The sequence below is a fragment of the Pseudomonas sp. A-RE-19 genome, assembly GCF_019956555.1.
Classification (GTDB): domain Bacteria; phylum Pseudomonadota; class Gammaproteobacteria; order Pseudomonadales; family Pseudomonadaceae; genus Aquipseudomonas.
This window is the reverse complement of sequence record NZ_JAHBDQ010000055.1, coordinates 129,664-149,013: the sequence shown is the minus strand read 5'-3', so window position 1 is coordinate 149,013 and position 19,350 is coordinate 129,664. Positions and strand designations below refer to the sequence as shown.

Genomic DNA, 19,350 nt, shown 5'->3' with positions numbered 1-19,350 from the left:
AGGTTTCTTGGTTACTGCCCGTAAACCTTCTGCAACTGCGCTTGTGTCAACGCATCCTCAAACGGCACCGGCACCGATTTCACTGCCCCGTAGAGGTTGCGATAACGCCAATAGTTTCCGTTGTTGGCCAGTTGATAACCACGCTCGACCACTCGCTGGCCATCAAGGTTATAACGCAAGGTTTCCTGGGCGGCCGCTGGCGGTGTTGGCTGCATCAGGTCAGTGGCCAGAACCCGCATCGATTCATCGATACATTCGTCGAGCACCGCAGTGACCTTCGCCAAATCGAGGTCGCCGTCGTCGATGCACTGCTTGCCACAGCGCCGAATCGGCTGGCTGACGACTTCGATCCGCATGCGATACAGCGCCGAACCGGCAATGTCCTGGACCTGCACCTGATTGATCAGCACGAAACTGCCGCGATCGGGGGTAAGCATCAGTTTGGGTTCAATCACCAAGCGTGCGGTGACCTGCCCTTCTCCTTGCTTGAACCCGGCCACTTGCGAAGCCTGTTGATAGCGCTGTTGCAGACGCTCCTGCAACGGAACGCCTGCAAGCAAATCGGCCATCGGTCGCGCCTCGTTGAGCGCGGTTTTTTCCGCATCGCGCTGCAAGCTGCCGCTGCCCATCTGAGTGTTAATCAGGCTGGCCACCAGCAAGCCGGCAAGCCCGGCACCGTTGCCTGAGCTGGCCACCAGATTATGACTCGACGACGCAGCCTTCAAGGCCGCCTGCGAGTCAATCACGGTGCTGGCACCGACAAAGGATTGCGGCAACTGCACGTCGACCTTAAGCCCGTGTGCCTGGACGTAAGGCAAGGCACTCTGGTCCTTGAAACCGGCCTCGGGGGCCGGTTTTTGCGCACACCCCGTCAGCATCAGCAGGGCCAGCACACCCGCCACTATGGGCAGGCGCGTCATTGCGCGAACGGGGTGATCATTTGCTGACGGCTATTGTCCATAGCCTGATAGAACGCGTTGGACAAGTTGGTATAGGTCGGCTCGTCCCATTCGCCCTGGGCGGCTTGCGTAGCGACAAAGGGTTTGAACCACAGCAGTTTGTTGTCTGCCAGATCGATCACCATGCCCTGCCCGCCCACCTGCGCCATCGGCACGCTGGTCGGCACAACGCTGTAGTAGCTGCGGGTGGCACCGGTGGCGTAGACATTCACCAGCAGCAGACGATCGACGCCGTAGGCGGCCTTGACCGGCGTCATGTCACGGGTCATGTAGCCTTCGCGGAAACTGGTTTCCTTATAAGCCTTCAGGTCGACCGGCTCGTTGATGCGCTTGGCTTTGTAACCCTTGGCCTGCAGCTTGGCGACAAGGACATCCGGCAAGGTGTGAAGGTCGCCCACTTGCCATTTTTCGACGTTGTCACTGAGCTTGCTGTTAACACCCTTGTTGATGGCGTAATCGAGAAGCCCCTGATTGCCGGTCAACGCCAGCACCGGCTCCGGCACCACAGTGATCGCCACGCCAATAGTCGGTTCTTTTGCATCCCAGAACTGCTGGTCCAGCGGTACTGGAGGTTGTACGTGGGCACAGCCAGTGAGGGTCAGGCAGGCGAACAACATCAGTGCTGCCCAGGTGCGTAGAGCGTGAAGATTCATGGATCAAGTCCTTATGATTATTAACGATGCTGCTTATGTCGGCAGCCTCGGCAAAAACCATAGTGGCACATTGATATATTTTTTGACCAGCCGTTCCACTCTCCCTGTGGGAGCCGGGCTTGCCCTAATGCCAGTCAGTTAAGCGAGCAAACCGCTTTTTGTAGGAGCCAGGGTTGCCGGCGAAGGCGTCCTTAAGTGCGCTTTCGCCGGCAAGCCTGGCTCCTACAGGTCCGATTTATCCTTAACTGACTGGCATTAGGGCTTGCCCGCTCCCACAGGTTTTGGGGTGTTTGGGAGGGTGTGTTTAGTTCTGTTTAGCGTTACTTCCTGAAAGCTACAGCGTCTTGCGTCGTCGCCTACAACCACGTCAGAATCCGCCGGCTTGTGCGCCTGGAGGCCCGTCGGTAACTTGGTTCGTGTCACTGATTCCCAGTGATCGGGTTTAGTAGCCCGGCTTTTCCTAACTGGCCGTACAAGTGTCATCTAGTCAGGTATTCGCCTGCACTTGATGGTGGCTGTGCGCATGGTGCCCTCGGGCGCGCCGGTTTGGTCGGTAGCCGGTCTACTAACTTGCGCACAGCTGCCTCCCATTCCGTTTAGTAGCGAGATAGGTTGCGGCTCTACTAAAAGGATTACCGTACCAATGTTCAAAATTACTCCAAACCCGCCGGAAACCGACGACGTTTCCCCATACGAAACCCCAAACTCAAATAAGCTCAACAAAGCCGCCGACCGCGCCCTCGATTACTACCTCAAACCAGTCATTCCCAAAGACACTCCACGCAGACCCAGCACCCTTTACTCCGTCGCCCCCGACGCCGATAACGAAACCCTGCTGGTCAGCGCCTGCGAATCCCTGGCGTCAGCGAGCGTGATGTTGAGCGATTTCGCGGGGCTGCTGAACGGCCCGCAACGCAACACCGTGCTCGGCATCCAGAACTCCGTCATGTTGGGTGAACTGGCGGTGAACCGGATGCTTGATAACTTCGTTCCAACGTAAAACCAGAACCTGTGGGAGCGAGCCTGCTCGCGATAGCGGTCTGTCTGCTACAGCAATGCTGACTGGTCCGCCATCGCGAGCAGGCTCGCTCCCACAATTGGATTGGGGGGGTTATAGAAGATTGTGTTCGACCACTGGATCGATCTGTGCCCAGTGTGAAGTGTCTTCGCGATGGGCCTGCAAGTACGGCAACACCGCCGCCAGCAACGGCGCTTTGAAGGCTTCCTGGAATCGATGCGCCAACCCCGGGATCAGCTTCAACTGACTGCCACGAATGTGCGCCGCCAGGTGCACGCCATGCATCACCGGCAACAGCGGATCGGCAGTGCCGTGCACCACCAGCGTCGGCACGCGCAATTGGTTGAGCAGGTCCACGCGACTGCGCTCGGCAAGGATCGCCATGATCTGGCGCTTGACGCCTTCAGGGTTGAACGCCCGGTCATAAGACAGCGCCGCTTGATGCAGCAACGCCTGCCGATCATCAGTGACCGAAGGACTGCCCAGCGCCGCGAGCAAATCAGCCTGTTGCTCCAGCGCCACTTCGCGATTCGGCGCACCGCGTCGCGCGAGTAACTGCACCAGCGCCGCACTCGGCGCCGGCAAACCTTCGGCGCCCGAGCTGGTCATCAGCAACGTCAGGCTCTCGACCCGCTGCGGTGCCATGGCCGCCATATGCTGGGCGATCATCCCGCCCATGCTGGCGCCCAGTACGTGAAATTGCTGGATGTGCAAGGCATCCATCAGTCCAAAGGCATCGCCCGCCATGTCGGTCAGGGTGTAGGGCGCCGATACCGGCAGGCCGAGTTTGTAGCGCAACACTTCGAACGTCAGGTTGGCGTCGACGGGCTTCTGCCGCCAGGTCGACAGGCCGACATCGCGATTGTCATAGCGAATCACCCGAAAACCCTGCTGACACAACGCGACCACCACCTCGTCCGGCCAGTGAATCAACTGCCCGCCCAGGCCCATCACCAGCAACAACGCCGGGTCCGAGGCACGGCCAATGCTCTGGTACGCCAGGCTCACCTGATCCAGATCGACCCGTTCGGTCGGAACATTGACATCGCAACGAGACGCCGCAAGAGACGGAAAGCCGAATAACACAGCGGCCAGAAAGACCGCTGTGGATAAAAATCGTGCACGCATGAAAAACACCGAAACGCAGAACTCCAGTAGAGCGCGAGTCTGATGAAGTTTGTTCAAGCGCGCTGCCACAGTTACGTGACAGTTTGATGAAGAGTGCTGAACGGTCATTTTCAAGACCGCGTTATCGTTCATCGCGAGCAGGCTCGCTCCCACATTTTTTGATGGATGTCGTACACAAAACCTGCGATCGACCTCAATCCAATGTGGGAGCGAGCCTGCTCGCGATGGCGTCCTTAAGCCAACTGACTCCGCAACTGCCTCGCCGCCGCCACCATATTGACCAACGCCGCCTCAGTCTCCGGCCAGCCGCGAGTCTTCAACCCGCAATCGGGATTGACCCACAACCGCTCCGCCGGAATCCGTTTCACTGCTTTGCTCATCAACTTCACCATCTCGGCCGTGTCCGGCACCCGTGGTGAGTGGATGTCATAAACGCCCGGGCCGATGTCGTTCGGGTAGTCGAACGCTTCGAAGGCCTCCAGCAGCTCCATGTCCGAGCGCGAGGTTTCGATGGTGATCACGTCGGCGTCCATGGCGGCGATGGACTGGATCACGTCATTGAATTCGCTGTAGCACATATGGGTGTGAATCTGGGTTTCGTCATGCACGCCCGATGCACTCAGGCGGAAGGCTTCCACCGCCCAGTCGAGGTATTCCTGCCATTGCGCCCGGCGTAGCGGCAGCCCTTCGCGGAAGGCGGCTTCGTCGATCTGCACGATCTTGATGCCGGCGTTTTCCAGGTCCACCACTTCATCGCGCAGGGCCAACGCCAGTTGCTGCGCCTGGACTTTGCGCGACACGTCTTCGCGCGGGAACGACCACATCAGCATGGTCACGGGACCGGTGAGCATGCCCTTCATGACCTTGTCGGTGAGGCTCTGGGCATAGGTGATCCAGTCGACCGTCATCGGCTTTGGACGGCTCAGGTCGCCGTAAATAATCGCCGGTTTGACGCAGCGCGAACCGTAGCTCTGCACCCAGCCGAAGCGGGTGAACAGGTAACCGTCCAGTTGTTCGGCGAAGTACTCGACCATGTCGTTGCGCTCGGCTTCACCGTGCACCAGCACGTCCAGCCCCAGGCGTTCCTGAATTTGCACCGCGTGGCGGATTTCGCTGTGCATGGCATCGGTGTAATCGTTGGCCGACAGCTTGCCTTGCTTGAAGGCCTGACGCGCCAGACGGATCGAGGCGGTCTGCGGGAACGAACCGATGGTGGTGGTCGGGAACGCCGGCAGTTTCAGCCGTGCCTGTTGTTGTTCGATGCGTTTGGCAAAGGGTGAATGGCGTTGGCTGTCCGCCGCGCCGATGGCGTTGATTCGAGCCTGAATATCCGCCTTGTGGATACGCGGGGATTGGGCGCGACTGGCCGCAATGGCGCGGCTTTCAGCCAGGGCGGTTTGCACCTTGGGTGATTGCGGATCGTTGAGGGCATCACGCAGCACGGCGATTTCACCGCACTTCTGCACGGCAAACGCCAGCCAGCTTTTCAGTTCCGGGTCGAGTTTGTCTTCACGCTCCAGGTCCACCGGGCTGTGCAGCAGCGAGCAGGAACTGCTGACCCACAGGTTGTCGCCAAAGCGTTCCTGAGCCGGTTGCAGTTGTGCCAGCACTTGCTCCAGTTCGCAGCGCCAGACGTTGCGACCGTTGACCAGACCTACCGAGAGAATCTTGTAGGTGGGCAGGCGATCCAGCACTTGGCCCAGTTGATCCGGCGCGCGCACGGCGTCGATGTGCAAGCCTTGCACCGGCAAGCCGACGGCCAGGCCGAGGTTGTCTTCCAGACCACTGAAGTAGGTCGCCACGAGCTTTTTCAGCGGCGAGTATTGAAGGATGTGATAGGCGCGCTCGAAGGCGTTTTTCCAGGCCTGTGGCAGGTCGAGGGTCAGGATCGGTTCGTCGATCTGCACCCACTCCACGCCTTGGCCGGCGAGGCGACCGAGGATTTCGCCATAGATCGGCAGCAGGCGCTCCAGCAGATCCAGCCTATCAAAGTCGTTGCCTTTCGCCTTGCCCAGCCACAGGTAAGTCAGCGGGCCGATAATCACCGGTTTGATGTTGTGGCCCAGGGCTTTGGCTTCTTCGACTTCGTCGAACAGCTGTCCCCAACTCAGTTTGAATTGTTGGTCAACGGTGAATTCCGGGACCAGATAGTGGTAATTCGTGTCGAACCACTTGGTCAGTTCCTGAGCGTATTGCGCCTTGCCATGTTCACCGTCGCAGCAGGCCGCGGTAGCACCACGGGCCATGGCGAACAGGGTGTCGAGTGTCGGCAGGCCGCGGGAATCCTTGGCACTGTCGAAACGTTCGGGGATGACACCGAAGGTCAGAGAATGAGTCAGCACCTGGTCGTACCAGGCGAAGTCGCCCACGGGCAGCAAGTCAATGCCGGCGTCTTTCTGCAATCGCCAATGGGTGGCGCGCAATTGGCGGCCGACGTTTTTCAAGGCGTCCTGATCGAGATCGCCCTTCCAGTAGGATTCAAGGGCTTTTTTCAATTCGCGGTCGGCGCCGATGCGCGGAAAACCAAGTGTGTGAGCCTGAGCCATGGTGAACGTTCTCTCTCTAAAAGATGCTGTAAAACATGGCCCTATTGTCGACACCCAAGCCAACATGAGACAAACTCAACCTTTTCGTGTTGATCACAAGTTTTCCTCATGGAGCCCCCGGTGCTTGAAATCCGTCACCTGAAAACCCTGCATGCCTTGCGCGAAGCCGACAGCCTGGTGGATGCGGCCGACCGCCTGCACCTGACCCAGTCGGCGCTGTCTCACCAGTTCAAGGAGCTTGAGGAACGACTGGGGATGCCGCTGTTCGTGCGCAAGACCAAACCGGTGCGCTTCACCAGCGCCGGCTTGCGCCTGCTGCAACTGGCCGACGCCACCTTGCCGTTGCTGCGCGGCGCCGAGCGTGACATTGCGCGGCTGGCCGGCGGCACTGCGGGGCGTTTGCACATGGCGATCGAGTGCCACAGTTGCTTTCAATGGCTGATGCCGACCATCGATCAGTTCCGCGATGCCTGGCCGGAAGTCGAGCTGGACCTGACCTCGGGTTTCTCCTTCGCCCCGCTGCCGGCTTTGGCCCGGGGCGATCTGGACCTGGTGGTGACCTCCGACCCGCTGGAACTGGTCGGGATCACTTATGTGCCGTTGTTCACCTACGAAGCCATGCTCGCGGTGGCTAACCAGCACCGCCTGGCAAACAAGCCGTACATCGTGCCCGAAGATTTGCTCACGGAAACCTTGATCACCTACCCGGTGGAGCGTGATCGGCTGGACATCTTCACCCGCTTCCTGGAACCGGCCGACATCGAACCGGCCCAGGTCCGCACGTCGGAACTGACGGTGATGATGATGCAACTGGTAGCCAGCGGTCGCGGCGTCTGCGGCATGCCCCATTGGGCGCTGCATGAATACAGCTCACGGGGTTATGTGAAGGCCAAGCGGCTTGGCGAGAAAGGTTTGTTTGCGACGCTCTACGCCGGGATTCGCGCCGACATGCTGGACGCGCCGTACATGCGCGACTTCTTGCTGACGGCCAAGGACACGTCGTTTTCGACGCTGGATGGGGTTAGTGCCGTCCGATAGAACACCACAGCCCCTGTAGGAGCGAGGCTTGCCCGCGAAAGCGGTGTGTCAGCCAACATCAACGCTGGATATGAAGCCGCCTTCGCGGGCAAGCCTCGCTCCTACAGGGGATCGGATCGGGGTGGTTTCAAAGCTCGCGCCACATATGGATCTTGTCGAAGTAGTCTTCGCCCACCCGCACCGCCATGGGCTCGAGGCCGAACTGTACGAAGCCGCAGCGCTGATACAGCTTGAACGCGGCCTCGTTGCCAGCGGTGACGGTCAGCTGGATCAGCCGCAGGCCCTGACGGGTCTGCGCTTCGTCCAACACGGCCTGAACCAGTTGAAAGCCAAGGCCGCGCTGCCGAACCTTGCCTGTCACGTACATGCCAAACAGCGTCGCCTTGTGCCGGGCCTTTTCCCGGGATTCGAAGGCCAGGCCGACGATGCCCGCCAGCTCACCCCCCTCGAACGCCCCGAACACAATGTCCAGCTTGCTGGTCAGGCGCGATTCCCACCAGCTCAGGGGCATCACGGCGCGCTCGCGCACGCTGGAAGTGAACGCCTGGGGATGCAAGTCGTAGGCTTCCAGCATCAGCGCCCGATAATCCAGGGCATGGCTGGCATCAAGTCGCTGAATCCACATGTTCAGGCTACCCGCCGCTGCTCAAGCATCAACCGCACCGCCAGCCCGGACAGCACAAAACCCATGAAGTAACGCTGCACCGCCAACCAGCTCGGGTTGTTGACGAACCAGGACGCGATGCCGGCGGCGAACATTGCGATCAGCAGGTTGACGCTGAAACTCACGCCGATTTGAGTCATGCCCAGGACAATACTTTGGGTGAACACCGAGCCATGCTCAGGCGTAATGAACTGCGGGAACACCGACAGGTAGAACACCGCGATCTTCGGGTTCAGCGCGCTGGTGAGAAAGCCCATGGTAATCAGCTTGCGGGACGAGTCCGCTGGCAGTTGCTGCGCCTCGAACGGCGAGCGCGCACCGGGCTTTACCGCCTGCCAGCCCAGCCACAACAGGTACAGCGCGCCGGCCCATTTCAGCACTTCGTAGGCCATCGGCACCGCCAGGAACACGGCGGTCAAACCCGCAGCCGCGGCGAACAGGTGCACGAAAAAGCCCGCGACCACGCCCAGCAACGACGTCACCCCGGCCTTGCGCCCCTGGCAGATTGAACGAGAGATCAGGTAGATCATGTTCGGCCCGGGCGTGAGCACCATCAGCAACGCCGCGGCGGCAAAAATCAGCAAGTCTTGAAGCGGGATCATGGGCAGTCTCCGTCCTTGGACGATCAGGCGGTTTCGATCAGTGAAGCTCGATAAAACGGCAGGATCTGGTCCCGTGTCAATGGCGCCAGCATGACATCGCCATCGGTGGCCGGATCGATCCAGCACACCTCTTCGATCTCCGCCGCCGGGCAGACTGCTGCATCAATGGTCAGTTGAAAGAGTTCGGCTTGTACGACATGACCTGGCTCATTGGCGGCCGGTGCCGAGAACTGCCCCAGGTAGGCGGCATGCGCCGGATCGATGACCAGCCCCAGTTCCTCTTCCAGCTCCCGAGCGAGGGCGTGGACCGGTTGCTCATGGGCCTCGATCTTGCCCCCCGGCTGCATGAACGCCTGGGTGCCACGCTTGCGGACCAGCAAGGTGCGACCGTCAGGGCCTATCAGCAGGGCCGCGGCAATGCGGATGAGGCGGGGCGAAGCGGCGGATGAAAGCGTCATGGATCGTGATTGGCCTTGGGTAAAAGCCGCAAGGATCACATGAGCGCCGGTTCTTCGTCACGCCGAAAAAACAATTGCCGAGCGCCCCTGTGGGAGCGAGCCTGCTCGCGATGGCGACGGCACATCCTGCATAGATGTGACTGACACACCGCATCGCGAGCAGGCTCGCTCCCACAGTTGATCAGTGCTGAGCCTGAAGACTTAACTGGTTTCGAGAATCGCCTCCACTTCCTCCGGCACTTTCACAAAAATGCTGTACTTGGCCCCCTCCATTGCCTCGAAGGCGATCAGTTTCTCCACCAGCAGCCCATTCAACACCTTGCCGGCATTGAGCAGCAGCATGCCGTTGTCGGCATTGAGGTTGCGCGCCAGGATCATGCCCGCCACCAGATCCCGGGTGGTCAGCACCTTGACCGTCGGATCGGCCAGCGTCACGTCGCTCAAATAAGCTGCGCAGACCTGAATGAAATCCTCCACCAGTTCCGGGTCATAGAGCCGACCGGCGTATTGGCGGATATACACCAGGGCTTCATCGCTGTTCATCTGCCGCTCGAGGATCAACCCACGCTGCAACTCGATGAAATCCACCGCCAGCTTCAGCAACCGCGAACCGAACGGAATCGCTTCGCCCTTGAGCCGATCCGGAAAACCGCTGCCGTCCCAACGCTCCTGGTGATGCAGGATCAGCCGAGCGGCATCCTTCATTGGATCGAGCGTCATCAACAGCGACTCGCTCTGCTTCGGATAACCCCGATAGCGCTCGCGGTCATTGTGATGCAGCAGGTCCGAGGGCGTGCTCATCATGTTGTCGGTCCAGCCCAATTTACCCATGTTGTAGAGCGCCGCCGCCATGGTCAGGTCTCGACTGGTGCCTTCATCCAGGCCATGGAGTTTGCAGTACACCCGCACCAGCTCGATGATCTGCCGGTTGGTCTGCTTGGCAGGTGGCAGACGCAGATTGGCCAGCAACGAAAAGACTTCGGTGCCGGTGACATAACTGCGTTTGAGCTCTTCGTAGGCCAGGTCCAGCATGTCGGCGGTCTGTTGCAGCTCGCTGGTGCGGGCCGCGACATGTTTTTCCAGGGTGGCGTTGAGCAGTTTCAATTTCTCGTTCTGATCCCACGTCTCCTGCACCAGACGCAACCGCTCACGCTCGGAATGCTGATAGGCGAGTGATTGTCGCAACGTCAGCAGCATTTCCTCATCGTGCCAGGGCTTGCTGATGTAACGATGAATCTGCCCTTCATTGATGGCTTTGATGATGGCCGACGGATCGGCGTAACCGGTCAGCATGATCCGGGTGGTATCGGGGTAGAGCTGATGGACGTGAGCCAGCAGCGTGGCGCCGTCCATATTGGGCATGCGCGCATCCGTCATCACCAGATCGACCGGCTGCTGCGCCATGATCTCCAGGGCCTGGGCACCGCTGGTGGCCAGCAGCACCTCGTAGGGCTGGCCGCGCAGCAGGCGGCGCAGGCTGTTGAGAATCGACTCCTCATCGTCGACCAGCAGTAACTTGGGTTTATCGGTCACAGTCGTGGGGAGTTGCTCTTCCATGGCATTACCTCAAGCGAGACGGGGGTCTTTATGTCGCGCGCGGGCGATATCTTCCGGCTTTCCCGCGCCTGACTTACAGGCTAGATGATTTTCCGCCCGACCCCGGAAATGATTCGTTTCAGTCAACCGGGCGAATTGCTGGCCGGGCGACTATGCTCAGACCACTCGGATCCAAAATGTTTCTCGCTCCGTCCAGTGATCAGGGAAGGGATATCCTTTATGAGCTCACCGCACCAAACTGCTGTCGGTCCAGGCGCATGTCAGTGAATACGCTGCTTGCGCGGACTAATCGTCGGGTTCTCATTGTCGACGACACCGCGTCGATCCATGAGGATTTCGCCAAGATTCTCAGCCCTCCATCGATTGAAGACGACAGCTTGATCAGCGCCGAAAATGCTCTGTTCGGGTCTGCGGCGTCGGTATCGTTGCAAAGTTTCGTCCTCGATTCGGCGTTTCAGGGCCGCGAAGCGCTGGACAAGGTCGAAACCGCACTGGCGAACGACTCGCCCTACGCGATGGCCTTCATCGACATGCGCATGCCCCCGGGCTGGGACGGCCTGGAAACCATCGAACGCCTGTGGCAGGTCGATCCCAAGCTGCAAGTGGCGCTCTGCACCGCGTATTCCGACTATTCCTGGGAAGACATCGCCGAGCGGCTGGAGCTGGGTGATCGTCTGCTCATCCTGAAAAAACCCTTCGATGCCATCGAAATCCGTCAGATGGCCAGCGCATTGACCGCCAAGTGGCAAATGACCGAAGACGCGGCCCTGAAAATGTCTTTGCTGGAAAACGCGGTCGAGGAGCGCACCCGGGAGTTGTCCGACGCCAACATCATCGTGCAGAACAGCCCGACCATTCTGTATCGACTGCGGGGCGAACCGTCGTTTCCGTTGATGTACATCTCCCACAACATCACCAAATACGGTCACGTTGCAGCGGCCCTGGTGGCCTCGGCCAATTGGGCTCAGGAACTGATCCATCCCGACGATCAATCGAAAGTCGATACCGCCATGGCCCGGGTGCTGGACCGTCATGCAGCGGGCGCCTCCATCGAGTTCCGGATGCGCACCGGGGACGGTGACTGGCGCTGGGTCGAAAATCGCTATATCCCGGTGCGCGACGATGAAGGCCGCTTGCTCGAAGTCGAAGGCATCATCATCGACATCACCGAACGCAAACTGGCCGAGGAAAAGATCGCCCTGCTGGCCCGCACCGACGGGCTGACCGGGCTGGCCAATCGCGCGACGCTGATCGAGCGGCTGCATCAGGCGTTTGCCGGCGCCCGGCGCGGGGCCGCCCCCTTCGCGATGTTTTACCTGGACCTTGATCACTTCAAACGGATCAATGACACCCTGGGCCATCCGGTGGGTGACCTGCTGTTGCAGGAGGTCGCCAGACGCATAAAAAACTGCGTGCGCGAAAACGACGTGGTCGCCCGACTGGGTGGCGACGAGTTCGCGATACTGCAACTGGACGTCGTCGATCCGACCCAATCGGCGGCCCTGGCCGCCAAGGTCCGCGATGCACTGGTGCTGCCCTACTCTCTGGCCGGCAATGATGTGCGGGTCTCGGTCAGCATCGGCATCAGCAGCTACGCGCCGGTCAGCCTCAGCGCCGACAGCCTGTTGACCCAGGCCGACATGGCGCTGTATCGCTCCAAGGAAAAGGGCCGCAACCAGTATCACTTCCACTCCGAGGAGATCAATCAGGAAGTGGTCGAGCGCATGACCATCGCCAATGACCTGAAAACCGCCATCGAGCACGACGAACTCGAACTGCGCTACTGGCCGGAAGTGGACCTGAGCAGCGGCAAGATCCTCGGCATGGAAGCGCAGGTCAGTTGGAACCACCCCCAGCGCGGTTTGCTGGAAGCTCAGGCGTTTCTACCCGCGGCGGAAAAAACCGGCACCATCATTGCCCTCGGCCACTGGGTGCTGGAGCATGCCTGCCGGCAAATGCGCCAGTGGCGAGACGAGGGTGTGGCACCACCGGTGGTGGCGATAAAACTGTCCCTGGCCCAGCTCAAGAGCGGCCCCGAGCTGATCTATGACGTGTTGCGCACCACCGCGCGCTGGGAGCTGTGCCCCTGGGACCTGCGTTTCGACGTCACCGAAGCGACCCTGGCCCAGACCAAGTGGACGCACAACGATGTGCTGCCCCGCCTGCGTGAGCTGGGGGTGAAGATTGCCATCGACGACTTCGGCACCGAATATTCCTCGTTCGATTACCTCAAGACTTACCAGGTCAATCACCTGAAACTCGCACAGGCATTCATCGACACCGCCGCCCACGACCCGGCCAGTGCGACCACCTTGCGGGCCATCATCAATTTCGCCCGCGAAGTAGGGATCGGCATCATTGCCGAGGGCGTCGAAACCCAGGAGCAGCGCAGTTCGCTGATGGCCACCGGCTCACCGATGAACGCCCAGGGTTACTACTTCAGCAAAGCGGTCAGCAGCCAACAGGCCGCCGAGCTGCTGAAGGCCGGAAGCATCGTGCATATGGGCCACGACACAGGAGCGATAGCCGACGATCCGCGGCGTGCCACGGAGGGCAAGGAATGAAGAGTCTGTTCGTCCAGGCCAACCGGCGCATCCTGATCATCGACGACACTCCCTCGATCCATCAGGACTTTCGCAAGATTCTCGGCCCCGATATCGATGATGAACAGACCCTCGCCGGTACTGAAGCGGCGCTGTTCGGCACCCGACAGGCGGCGCGGCTGACCTTCCAGCTCGACTCCGCTTATCAGGGCGAGGAAGCGCTCGAACTGGTCAAGCTTGCACTGGCAGCCGGTCGCCCTTACGCCATGGCGTTCACCGACATGCGCATGCCCCCGGGCTGGGACGGTCTGGAAACCATTGAACGGCTCTGGAAGGTCGATCCTCACCTGCAAATCGCCTTGTGCACGGCCTTTTCGGATTACACCTGGGAAGCCATGGCCGAACGGCTGGAATTCGGTGATCAGTTACTGGTGCTGAAAAAACCCTTCGACAGTCTGGAAATCCGTCAGATGGCCAGCGCCCTGACCTGGAAGTGGCAGATGGCGCAGGACGCGGCCATAAAAGTGCTGACCCTGGAGCAAACCATCGAAGCCCGGGTTCACGAACTGCTCAAGGTGTCTCATCTGTTGCAGTACGACGTACTGACCGAGTTGCCCAACAGCACGTTACTGGGCGATCGCCTGAACCAGTCTCTTGCCCTGTCCAGACGCCACGACAAACAACTGGCGGTGATGTTTCTGGGGCTCGATCGTTTCAAGCGCATCAACAACGCTTTGGGTCACCCGACCGGTGATGAGATGCTCAAACGAGTGGGGCAAAATCTGGTGGCCTGCGTGCGCGCGTCCGACTCGGTGTTTCGCTACGGCTCCGATGAATTTGTGGTGATCCTGGCGGACATTCACCACCCCCAACAGACCAAGGGCATCGCCGAAAAACTCTTGCACGCCATACGTGCGCCCCAGCATATCGCCGGCCACGATCTGAGCGTGACGGCCAGCCTGGGCATCAGCGTTTATCCCGATGACGGTTTCGATGCCATCGCGCTGATCAAGAAAGCCGAAACCGCCATGCGCAACATCAAGGAAAGCGGCCCGAACGATTTCAGCTTTTTCATCGACGAGATGAACCAGCGCGCCCGGGAACAGCAGAGCATCGAGTCGGGTATTCGCCTGGCGCTCGAACGGAACGAGTTTGTCCTTCACTATCAACCCAAACTCGACCTGGGCAGCGGCAAGGTGGTCGGCGCCGAGGCGTTGATCCGCTGGCAAAAACCGGGGCATGGCTGGGTTTACCCTGCCGACTTTATCGGCGTGGCCGAAGACAGCGGCCTGATCGTGCCATTGAGCAAATGGGTGCTGGCTCAGGCTTGCCAACAAGCCCGTGCCTGGCAGGCGAAGGGGCTGCCCAGGCTCTGCATGTCGGTGAACGTGTCGGCCATTGATTTCCGTCAGCGGGATTTTGTCGAAGGCATCGAACAGATACTCCAACAAACCGGCCTGGAGCCGGCATTGCTGGAACTGGAAATCACCGAAGGTGTATTGATGCAGAACGTCGATGCCACGATGGTCGCGCTGAATCGGCTCAAGGCATTGGGAGTGCGGCTGGCCATCGATGACTTCGGCACCGGCTATTCCAGCCTGAGTTACTTACAACGGTTTCCCATCGATGTGCTGAAAATCGACCAGTCGTTCATTCGTGACCTGAACCGTGACAGCAATGACGCAGCCCTGGTCAGCGCCATCATCAGCCTGGGCAAGAGCCTCAAACTGACCATCATTGCCGAAGGGGTGGAAACCCTCGAACAACTGAATTTTCTCAAGGCCCACCACTGCGAGGAGGGCCAGGGTTACTATTTCAGCAAAGCCGTGGAACCGGATGCCTTCGTGCAATACCTGACGTCGGTGCAGCCCACTCCATCCGCAGCCGAATGAACGATGTGCAACGACACTCAGGCCCTTCGCCAAGGAATCATAAGATGTCGCGCTCCTTCCACTTCCACTTCCACTTCCACTTCCTGTTCCTGGTGCCGCTGCTCGGATGGTGTCTGATCGCCAGCGGCGATCCGCTGGACGAACCGCTCAAACCCTTGCCCGCCATACCCGCGCAGAACCCTTTGCAAGTCGAACTCGGTCAGCGGTTGTTCAACGAGCCGCGCCTGTCGGTCAACAACAGCCTGTCCTGCGCCAGTTGTCATCGACTGGGAAGCGGAGGCGCCGACGACAAGGCGTTGTCTATCGGCTTCAACGGCGCGCCCTTGACGATCAACACCCCCAGCGTGTTCAACGCCAGCCTGAACTTCCGGCAATTCTGGAACGGCCGCGCCGACACCCTGGAAACCCAGGCCCACGAAGTGGTGCAAAGCCCCACCGAAATGGGCAGTAACTGGGAGCATGTGGTTCAGACACTGACCGCCGACGCGGCTTATAAAAGCGCTTTCGTCCAGGCCTACCCGGACGGCGTGACCATGAAGAATGTGCAAAATGCCCTGGCCTCCTACGAACGCACGCTGATCAGCGCCAACTCGCGTTTCGACCAATACCTGCTGGGCAATACCGAGATTCTGACGATCGACGAAAAGTACGGTTACCAACGCTTCAAGGACTACGGCTGCATCGCCTGCCACCAAGGGGTGAACATCGGCGGCAACATGTTCCAGAAGTTCGGGGTCATGGGCGATTACTTCAAGGTCCGGGGCAACCCCACCGAAGCCGATCTGGGGCGCTATCTGATCACCAAGGCTGAAGAGGACCGCAATGTGTTCAAGGTTCCGAGCCTGCGCAACGTGGCCGTGACCGCGCCGTACTTTCACGATGGCTCGGCGAAAACCCTCGAAGACGCGGTAGACGTGATGTTCAAGTTTCAGCTGGGGCGCGTGCCCTCTGACGAAGACAAGACCTTGATCATCAAATTCCTCAAGACCCTGACCGGTGAGTGGGGAGGCAAACCTTTATGAAAACATACCACCGTCGCAACCTGGCATTGCTCAGTGGCCTGGCCTTGCTGCTGGCCTCGACGCTACTGTTCCTGTACCTCAAATCAAGCTCCGACCAGACCGCGACGTATGCCGAGTCCCGGGACCTGATTGGCCAGATCAAGCAGCTCAACGCACAGTGGGAAACCGAGATTCTCAAGGCCAGAATTGCCATCAGCCACAATTACGACCCCCTGGTTACACCGCTGACCGAGATGACCCACCTGTGGGAGCGGTTCGAGACCATGCAGTCCAATCATGGCCGCAATGACTCAACCACTTGGCGTGCCAGCCACGATGCCTACCACGCCGCCATCGAGGAAAAAACCCGGCTGGTGGAGCAGTTCAAATCCCACAATGCGGTGCTGCGTAACTCACTGGCATTTTTGCCCACTGCCGAAGACGACATCCAGCAACCGCTTTCCCAACTGGTCGACGAAGACAAACTGCAACTTCAGAACATTGCCACCGACACCTACGACTTGCTGCTCAGCAGCCTGGAGTTTGCCCAGGTCACCTCCGACGACAGAGCCGCCGACATCCTGGTGGGGCTGAACAAACTGGGGGTGAACAAGCAGCGATTGCCGGAGCAGTTTCATAGCCCGATCGATATTTTGAGTAATCACATCGCACTGATCCTGCGTGAACAACCAGTGGTCAATCGGTTGCTGGAAAACATTGAAGCCATTCCTGTGGCTGAACGGCTGGACGACATCACCAGCCTGCTGAACCAGGATCAGCAATACGCCGATGAAGTCGATCGACGCTATCACTTTTACCTGCTGGTGTTTTCAACGCTGCTGGTACTGGTGCTGGTGTACCTGGCGATTCGCCTGATGCGCAGCTTTGCGGAGACCAACCGGGTCAACAAGGAACTGCAAACCGCTAACGAAGTCCTCGAACAACGGGTCGAAGAGCGCACCCGCGAACTCAAGGATACCCAGAGCGAACTGCTCGACACCGCGCGCCAGGCCGGCATGGCCGAAATCGCCACCAATGTGCTGCACAACGTCGGCAACGTGCTCAACAGCGTGAACATCTCGGCCGACCTGGTCACCCGCAAACTGCGTGGCAGCAAGGCCCAGGGGCTGGGCAAGGCGATGCAGCTGATCAACGAACATCAAGGCGACCTGGGCGTCTTTTTGACTCAGGACGAGAAAGGAAAACTGCTGCCCGGTTACCTGAACCAACTGGTGGACGCCATTGCCCTCGAGCAACAGGGCATGGCCGACGAACTCGCGCAACTGAGCAAAAGCGTCGACCACATCAAGGACATTGTTGCCACCCAGCAGTCTTATGCCGGTGCCAACAGCCTGGTGGAACCGCTGCACATCAGCGAGTTGCTGGAGGATGCCCTGCGCATGAACGCCGGCGCCCTGACCCGACATCACGTCACCGTGGTCAAGGAATACGGCGAGGTGCCGCAGATCATGGGCGACAAACACCGGCTGCTGCTGATCCTGATCAACCTGATCAGCAACGCCAAATACGCCATGTCCGATCTCAGCAACCGCCCTCGGCAAATGACCCTCGGGGTAAAAGTCGTCGAGGACACGATCCTGCAAATCAGTGTCAAGGATGACGGCGAAGGCATCGACCCGCAGAACATGACGCGCATCTTTGCCCACGGTTTTACCACCCGCAAGGAAGGTCACGGTTTCGGCCTGCACAGCTGTGCGCTGGCCGCGATCGAGATGAACGGCCATCTCACCGCCTACAGCGACGGGCCGGGCAAAGGCGCCCTGTTCACCTTGCAGATCCCGCTGAAACCCGTCCTGGAGGAAGCATGAGCGATCTTGCAAACCGACGTATTCTGCTGATCGACGACACGCCTTCCATCCACGAAGATTTTCGCAAGATCCTCACCCCAACGCCGGCGCAACACCTGGAACTGGACGTGATGGAGGCTGCGCTCTTTGGCAGTGAAGTGAAGTCCGCCAGCGCCTTGTTCGAACTGGATTCTGCCTATGGCGGCCAGGAGGGCCTGGGCAAACTCATCCAGGCATTGAAGGAAAACCGTCCTTACGCCCTGGCCTTCGTCGACATGCGCATGCCCGAGGGCTGGGACGGCGCGCAAACGATCGAACACCTGTGGCAGGAAGACCCGCAGCTGCAAGTGGTGGTGTGTACCGCCTACTCCGATTATTCCTGGGACGAACTGCTGGACCGTTTGCAGGCCCACGATCGCCTGCTGATCCTGAAAAAACCGTTCGATAACATTGAAGTCCAGCAGATGGCCAACACCCTGCTCACCAAATGGGACATGACCGAACGGGCCTCCATTCACATGAGCCATCTGGAGCACTTGGTGGACCAGCGCACGGCCCAGTTCAAGCAAGCCAGCGAAGCATTGCAGCGAGAAATCGACGAACGCAAACAACTGGAAAGCCAGTTGGTGCAGTCGGAAAAGCTCGCCTCTCTGGGGCAATTGGCGGCGGGCGTTGCCCATGAAATCAATAACCCCATCGGCTTCATTTCCTCCAACCTCGGCACCCTCGATGGCTACTTCAAGCAACTGCAGGACATGCTCGATGCCTATCGGGAGGCAGAAGCGTCCATTACCTCAAGCGAGGTCATCGACCGTCTCGGCCAGTTACGCGAACGGGTCGAACTGGCGTTTCTGCGCGAGGACATTCCGCTGCTGATCAAGGAGTCCAAGGACGGGATCAGCCGGGTCGGGAAAATCGTCAAAGACCTGAAGGACTTCTCCCGGGTGGACGCCAATCAGGAATGGCAGTGGGCCAATCTGCAACAGGGCATCGAGTCGACCCTGAACATCGTCGCCAATGAACTCAAGTACAAGGCCGATGTGGTGAAGGAGTATCAAGACCTGCCCGACATCGAATGCCTGCCTTCACAAATCAATCAGGTGATCATGAACCTGATCGTCAACGCCTCTCAGGCCATGGGACCGGAACGGGGCACCATTACACTGCGTACCGGGCTTGAGGGTGAAAGGGTATCGATCGAGGTCGCGGACACGGGATCGGGCATCGAACCAGACAACCTGCAGAAAATATTCGACCCGTTCTACACCACCAAACCGGTGGGCCAGGGGACAGGCCTCGGGTTGTCCCTGTCCTATGGCATCGTGAAAAAACACCGGGGTGATATTTCGGTACGTAGCGAAGTCGGGGTGGGCAGCACGTTTCGGGTCGAGTTGCCGGTGCGTCAATCAGCCTGACGACACCCCCTCCCGTAGGAGCTGCCGAAGGCTGCGATCTTTTGATCTTGAGGTCAGCAGGTGCGCCG

Annotated in this window: 15 protein-coding genes; 7 read left to right on the top strand and 8 right to left on the bottom strand. The window is 59.5% G+C overall.

Going from position 1 to position 19,350, the window contains the following annotated elements:
• Nucleotides 1-11: 11 nt before the first annotated feature.
• Together KGB14_RS23900 and KGB14_RS23895 are read right to left on the bottom strand one after the other, a co-directional pair.
• On the bottom strand, nucleotides 12-920 hold the full coding sequence (locus tag KGB14_RS23900; protein ID WP_223489095.1) for a hypothetical protein: 909 nt from the start codon (nucleotides 918-920) through the stop codon (nucleotides 12-14).
• Complete coding sequence (locus KGB14_RS23895; protein WP_223489094.1) at nucleotides 917-1,612, bottom strand: hypothetical protein; 696 nt, start codon at nucleotides 1,610-1,612, stop codon at nucleotides 917-919. The genes KGB14_RS23900 and KGB14_RS23895 overlap by 4 nt, the downstream gene beginning before the upstream one ends.
• A 643-nt stretch (nucleotides 1,613-2,255) precedes the next feature.
• Here KGB14_RS23895 and KGB14_RS23890 point away from each other — a divergent pair.
• A complete protein-coding gene (locus KGB14_RS23890; RefSeq protein WP_223489093.1) occupies nucleotides 2,256-2,612 on the top strand; it encodes a DUF6124 family protein in 357 nt (118 codons plus the stop codon).
• Between the two features lie 111 nt (nucleotides 2,613-2,723).
• Here the strand turns inward: KGB14_RS23890 and KGB14_RS23885 are convergent, their stop codons facing one another.
• A complete protein-coding gene (locus tag KGB14_RS23885) occupies nucleotides 2,724-3,758 on the bottom strand; it encodes an alpha/beta fold hydrolase (RefSeq protein ID WP_223489092.1) in 1,035 nt (344 codons plus the stop codon).
• Between the two features lie 233 nt (nucleotides 3,759-3,991).
• Nucleotides 3,992-6,304, bottom strand: a complete 2,313-nt coding sequence (metE, locus tag KGB14_RS23880; protein ID WP_223489091.1) for a 5-methyltetrahydropteroyltriglutamate--homocysteine S-methyltransferase — start codon at nucleotides 6,302-6,304, stop codon at nucleotides 3,992-3,994.
• 120 nt (nucleotides 6,305-6,424) lie between these two features.
• On the opposite strand from metE, the gene metR reads away from it, so the two are divergent.
• On the top strand, nucleotides 6,425-7,342 hold the full coding sequence (gene metR / locus KGB14_RS23875) for a transcriptional regulator MetR (RefSeq protein WP_223489090.1): 918 nt from the start codon (nucleotides 6,425-6,427) through the stop codon (nucleotides 7,340-7,342).
• 127 nt (nucleotides 7,343-7,469) lie between these two features.
• Here metR and KGB14_RS23870 read toward each other — a convergent pair whose 3' ends face one another.
• From KGB14_RS23870 to KGB14_RS23855, 4 genes are all read right to left on the bottom strand, one after another.
• Entirely contained in the window at nucleotides 7,470-7,967 is a 498-nt protein-coding gene (locus KGB14_RS23870; RefSeq protein WP_223489089.1) for a GNAT family N-acetyltransferase, read from the bottom strand.
• A 2-nt stretch (nucleotides 7,968-7,969) separates the two neighbouring features.
• The gene (locus KGB14_RS23865; RefSeq protein WP_223489088.1) at nucleotides 7,970-8,608 is read right to left on the bottom strand and encodes a LysE family translocator; all 639 of its coding nucleotides are present in this window, start codon (nucleotides 8,606-8,608) and stop codon (nucleotides 7,970-7,972) included.
• 23 nt (nucleotides 8,609-8,631) lie between these two features.
• Entirely contained in the window at nucleotides 8,632-9,066 is a 435-nt protein-coding gene (locus KGB14_RS23860; RefSeq protein ID WP_223489087.1) for an NUDIX hydrolase, read from the bottom strand.
• Nucleotides 9,067-9,267: 201 nt separating this feature from the next.
• Nucleotides 9,268-10,623 carry an HD domain-containing phosphohydrolase gene (locus KGB14_RS23855; RefSeq protein ID WP_223489086.1) on the bottom strand — a complete coding sequence of 452 codons (1,356 nt, stop codon included), beginning with the start codon at nucleotides 10,621-10,623 and terminating at the stop codon, nucleotides 9,268-9,270.
• A gap of 257 nt (nucleotides 10,624-10,880) precedes the next feature.
• Here KGB14_RS23855 and KGB14_RS23850 point away from each other — a divergent pair, with 257 nt between their 5' ends.
• The 5 genes from KGB14_RS23850 to KGB14_RS23830 are packed head-to-tail and all read left to right on the top strand — an operon-like array spanning nucleotide 10,881 to nucleotide 19,282.
• Nucleotides 10,881-13,187, top strand: a complete 2,307-nt coding sequence (locus KGB14_RS23850; protein ID WP_223489085.1) for an EAL domain-containing protein — start codon at nucleotides 10,881-10,883, stop codon at nucleotides 13,185-13,187.
• Nucleotides 13,184-15,058, top strand: coding sequence for a putative bifunctional diguanylate cyclase/phosphodiesterase (locus tag KGB14_RS23845; RefSeq protein ID WP_223489084.1), 1,875 nt, complete (start codon nucleotides 13,184-13,186; stop codon nucleotides 15,056-15,058). The genes KGB14_RS23850 and KGB14_RS23845 overlap by 4 nt, the downstream gene beginning before the upstream one ends.
• Before the next feature lie 44 nt (nucleotides 15,059-15,102).
• On the top strand, nucleotides 15,103-16,080 hold the full coding sequence (locus KGB14_RS23840) for a cytochrome-c peroxidase (RefSeq protein WP_223489083.1): 978 nt from the start codon (nucleotides 15,103-15,105) through the stop codon (nucleotides 16,078-16,080).
• Nucleotides 16,077-17,888, top strand: a complete 1,812-nt coding sequence (locus KGB14_RS23835; protein WP_223489082.1) for a DAHL domain-containing protein — start codon at nucleotides 16,077-16,079, stop codon at nucleotides 17,886-17,888. The genes KGB14_RS23840 and KGB14_RS23835 overlap by 4 nt, the downstream gene beginning before the upstream one ends.
• The gene (locus KGB14_RS23830; RefSeq protein ID WP_223489081.1) at nucleotides 17,885-19,282 is read left to right on the top strand and encodes an ATP-binding protein; all 1,398 of its coding nucleotides are present in this window, start codon (nucleotides 17,885-17,887) and stop codon (nucleotides 19,280-19,282) included. Before KGB14_RS23835 ends, KGB14_RS23830 begins: the two co-directional genes overlap by 4 nt.
• Nucleotides 19,283-19,350 lie beyond the last annotated feature (68 nt).

Bases quoted from the DNA above. Each gene is read 5' to 3' on its own strand.
- KGB14_RS23900 (WP_223489095.1), bottom strand. From the start codon at position 920: ATGACGCGCCTGCCCATAGTGGCGGGTGTGCTGGCCCTGCTGATGCTG.
- KGB14_RS23895 (WP_223489094.1), bottom strand. From the start codon at position 1,612: ATGAATCTTCACGCTCTACGCACCTGGGCAGCACTGATGTTGTTCGCC.
- KGB14_RS23890 (WP_223489093.1), top strand. From the start codon at position 2,256: ATGTTCAAAATTACTCCAAACCCGCCGGAAACCGACGACGTTTCCCCA.
- KGB14_RS23885 (WP_223489092.1), bottom strand. From the start codon at position 3,758: ATGCGTGCACGATTTTTATCCACAGCGGTCTTTCTGGCCGCTGTGTTA.
- metE (WP_223489091.1), bottom strand. From the start codon at position 6,304: ATGGCTCAGGCTCACACACTTGGTTTTCCGCGCATCGGCGCCGACCGC.
- KGB14_RS23870 (WP_223489089.1), bottom strand. From the start codon at position 7,967: ATGTGGATTCAGCGACTTGATGCCAGCCATGCCCTGGATTATCGGGCG.
- KGB14_RS23865 (WP_223489088.1), bottom strand. From the start codon at position 8,608: ATGATCCCGCTTCAAGACTTGCTGATTTTTGCCGCCGCGGCGTTGCTG.
- KGB14_RS23860 (WP_223489087.1), bottom strand. From the start codon at position 9,066: ATGACGCTTTCATCCGCCGCTTCGCCCCGCCTCATCCGCATTGCCGCG.
- KGB14_RS23855 (WP_223489086.1), bottom strand. From the start codon at position 10,623: ATGGAAGAGCAACTCCCCACGACTGTGACCGATAAACCCAAGTTACTG.
- KGB14_RS23850 (WP_223489085.1), top strand. From the start codon at position 10,881: ATGTCAGTGAATACGCTGCTTGCGCGGACTAATCGTCGGGTTCTCATT.
- KGB14_RS23845 (WP_223489084.1), top strand. From the start codon at position 13,184: ATGAAGAGTCTGTTCGTCCAGGCCAACCGGCGCATCCTGATCATCGAC.
- KGB14_RS23840 (WP_223489083.1), top strand. From the start codon at position 15,103: ATGTCGCGCTCCTTCCACTTCCACTTCCACTTCCACTTCCTGTTCCTG.
- KGB14_RS23835 (WP_223489082.1), top strand. From the start codon at position 16,077: ATGAAAACATACCACCGTCGCAACCTGGCATTGCTCAGTGGCCTGGCC.
- KGB14_RS23830 (WP_223489081.1), top strand. From the start codon at position 17,885: ATGAGCGATCTTGCAAACCGACGTATTCTGCTGATCGACGACACGCCT.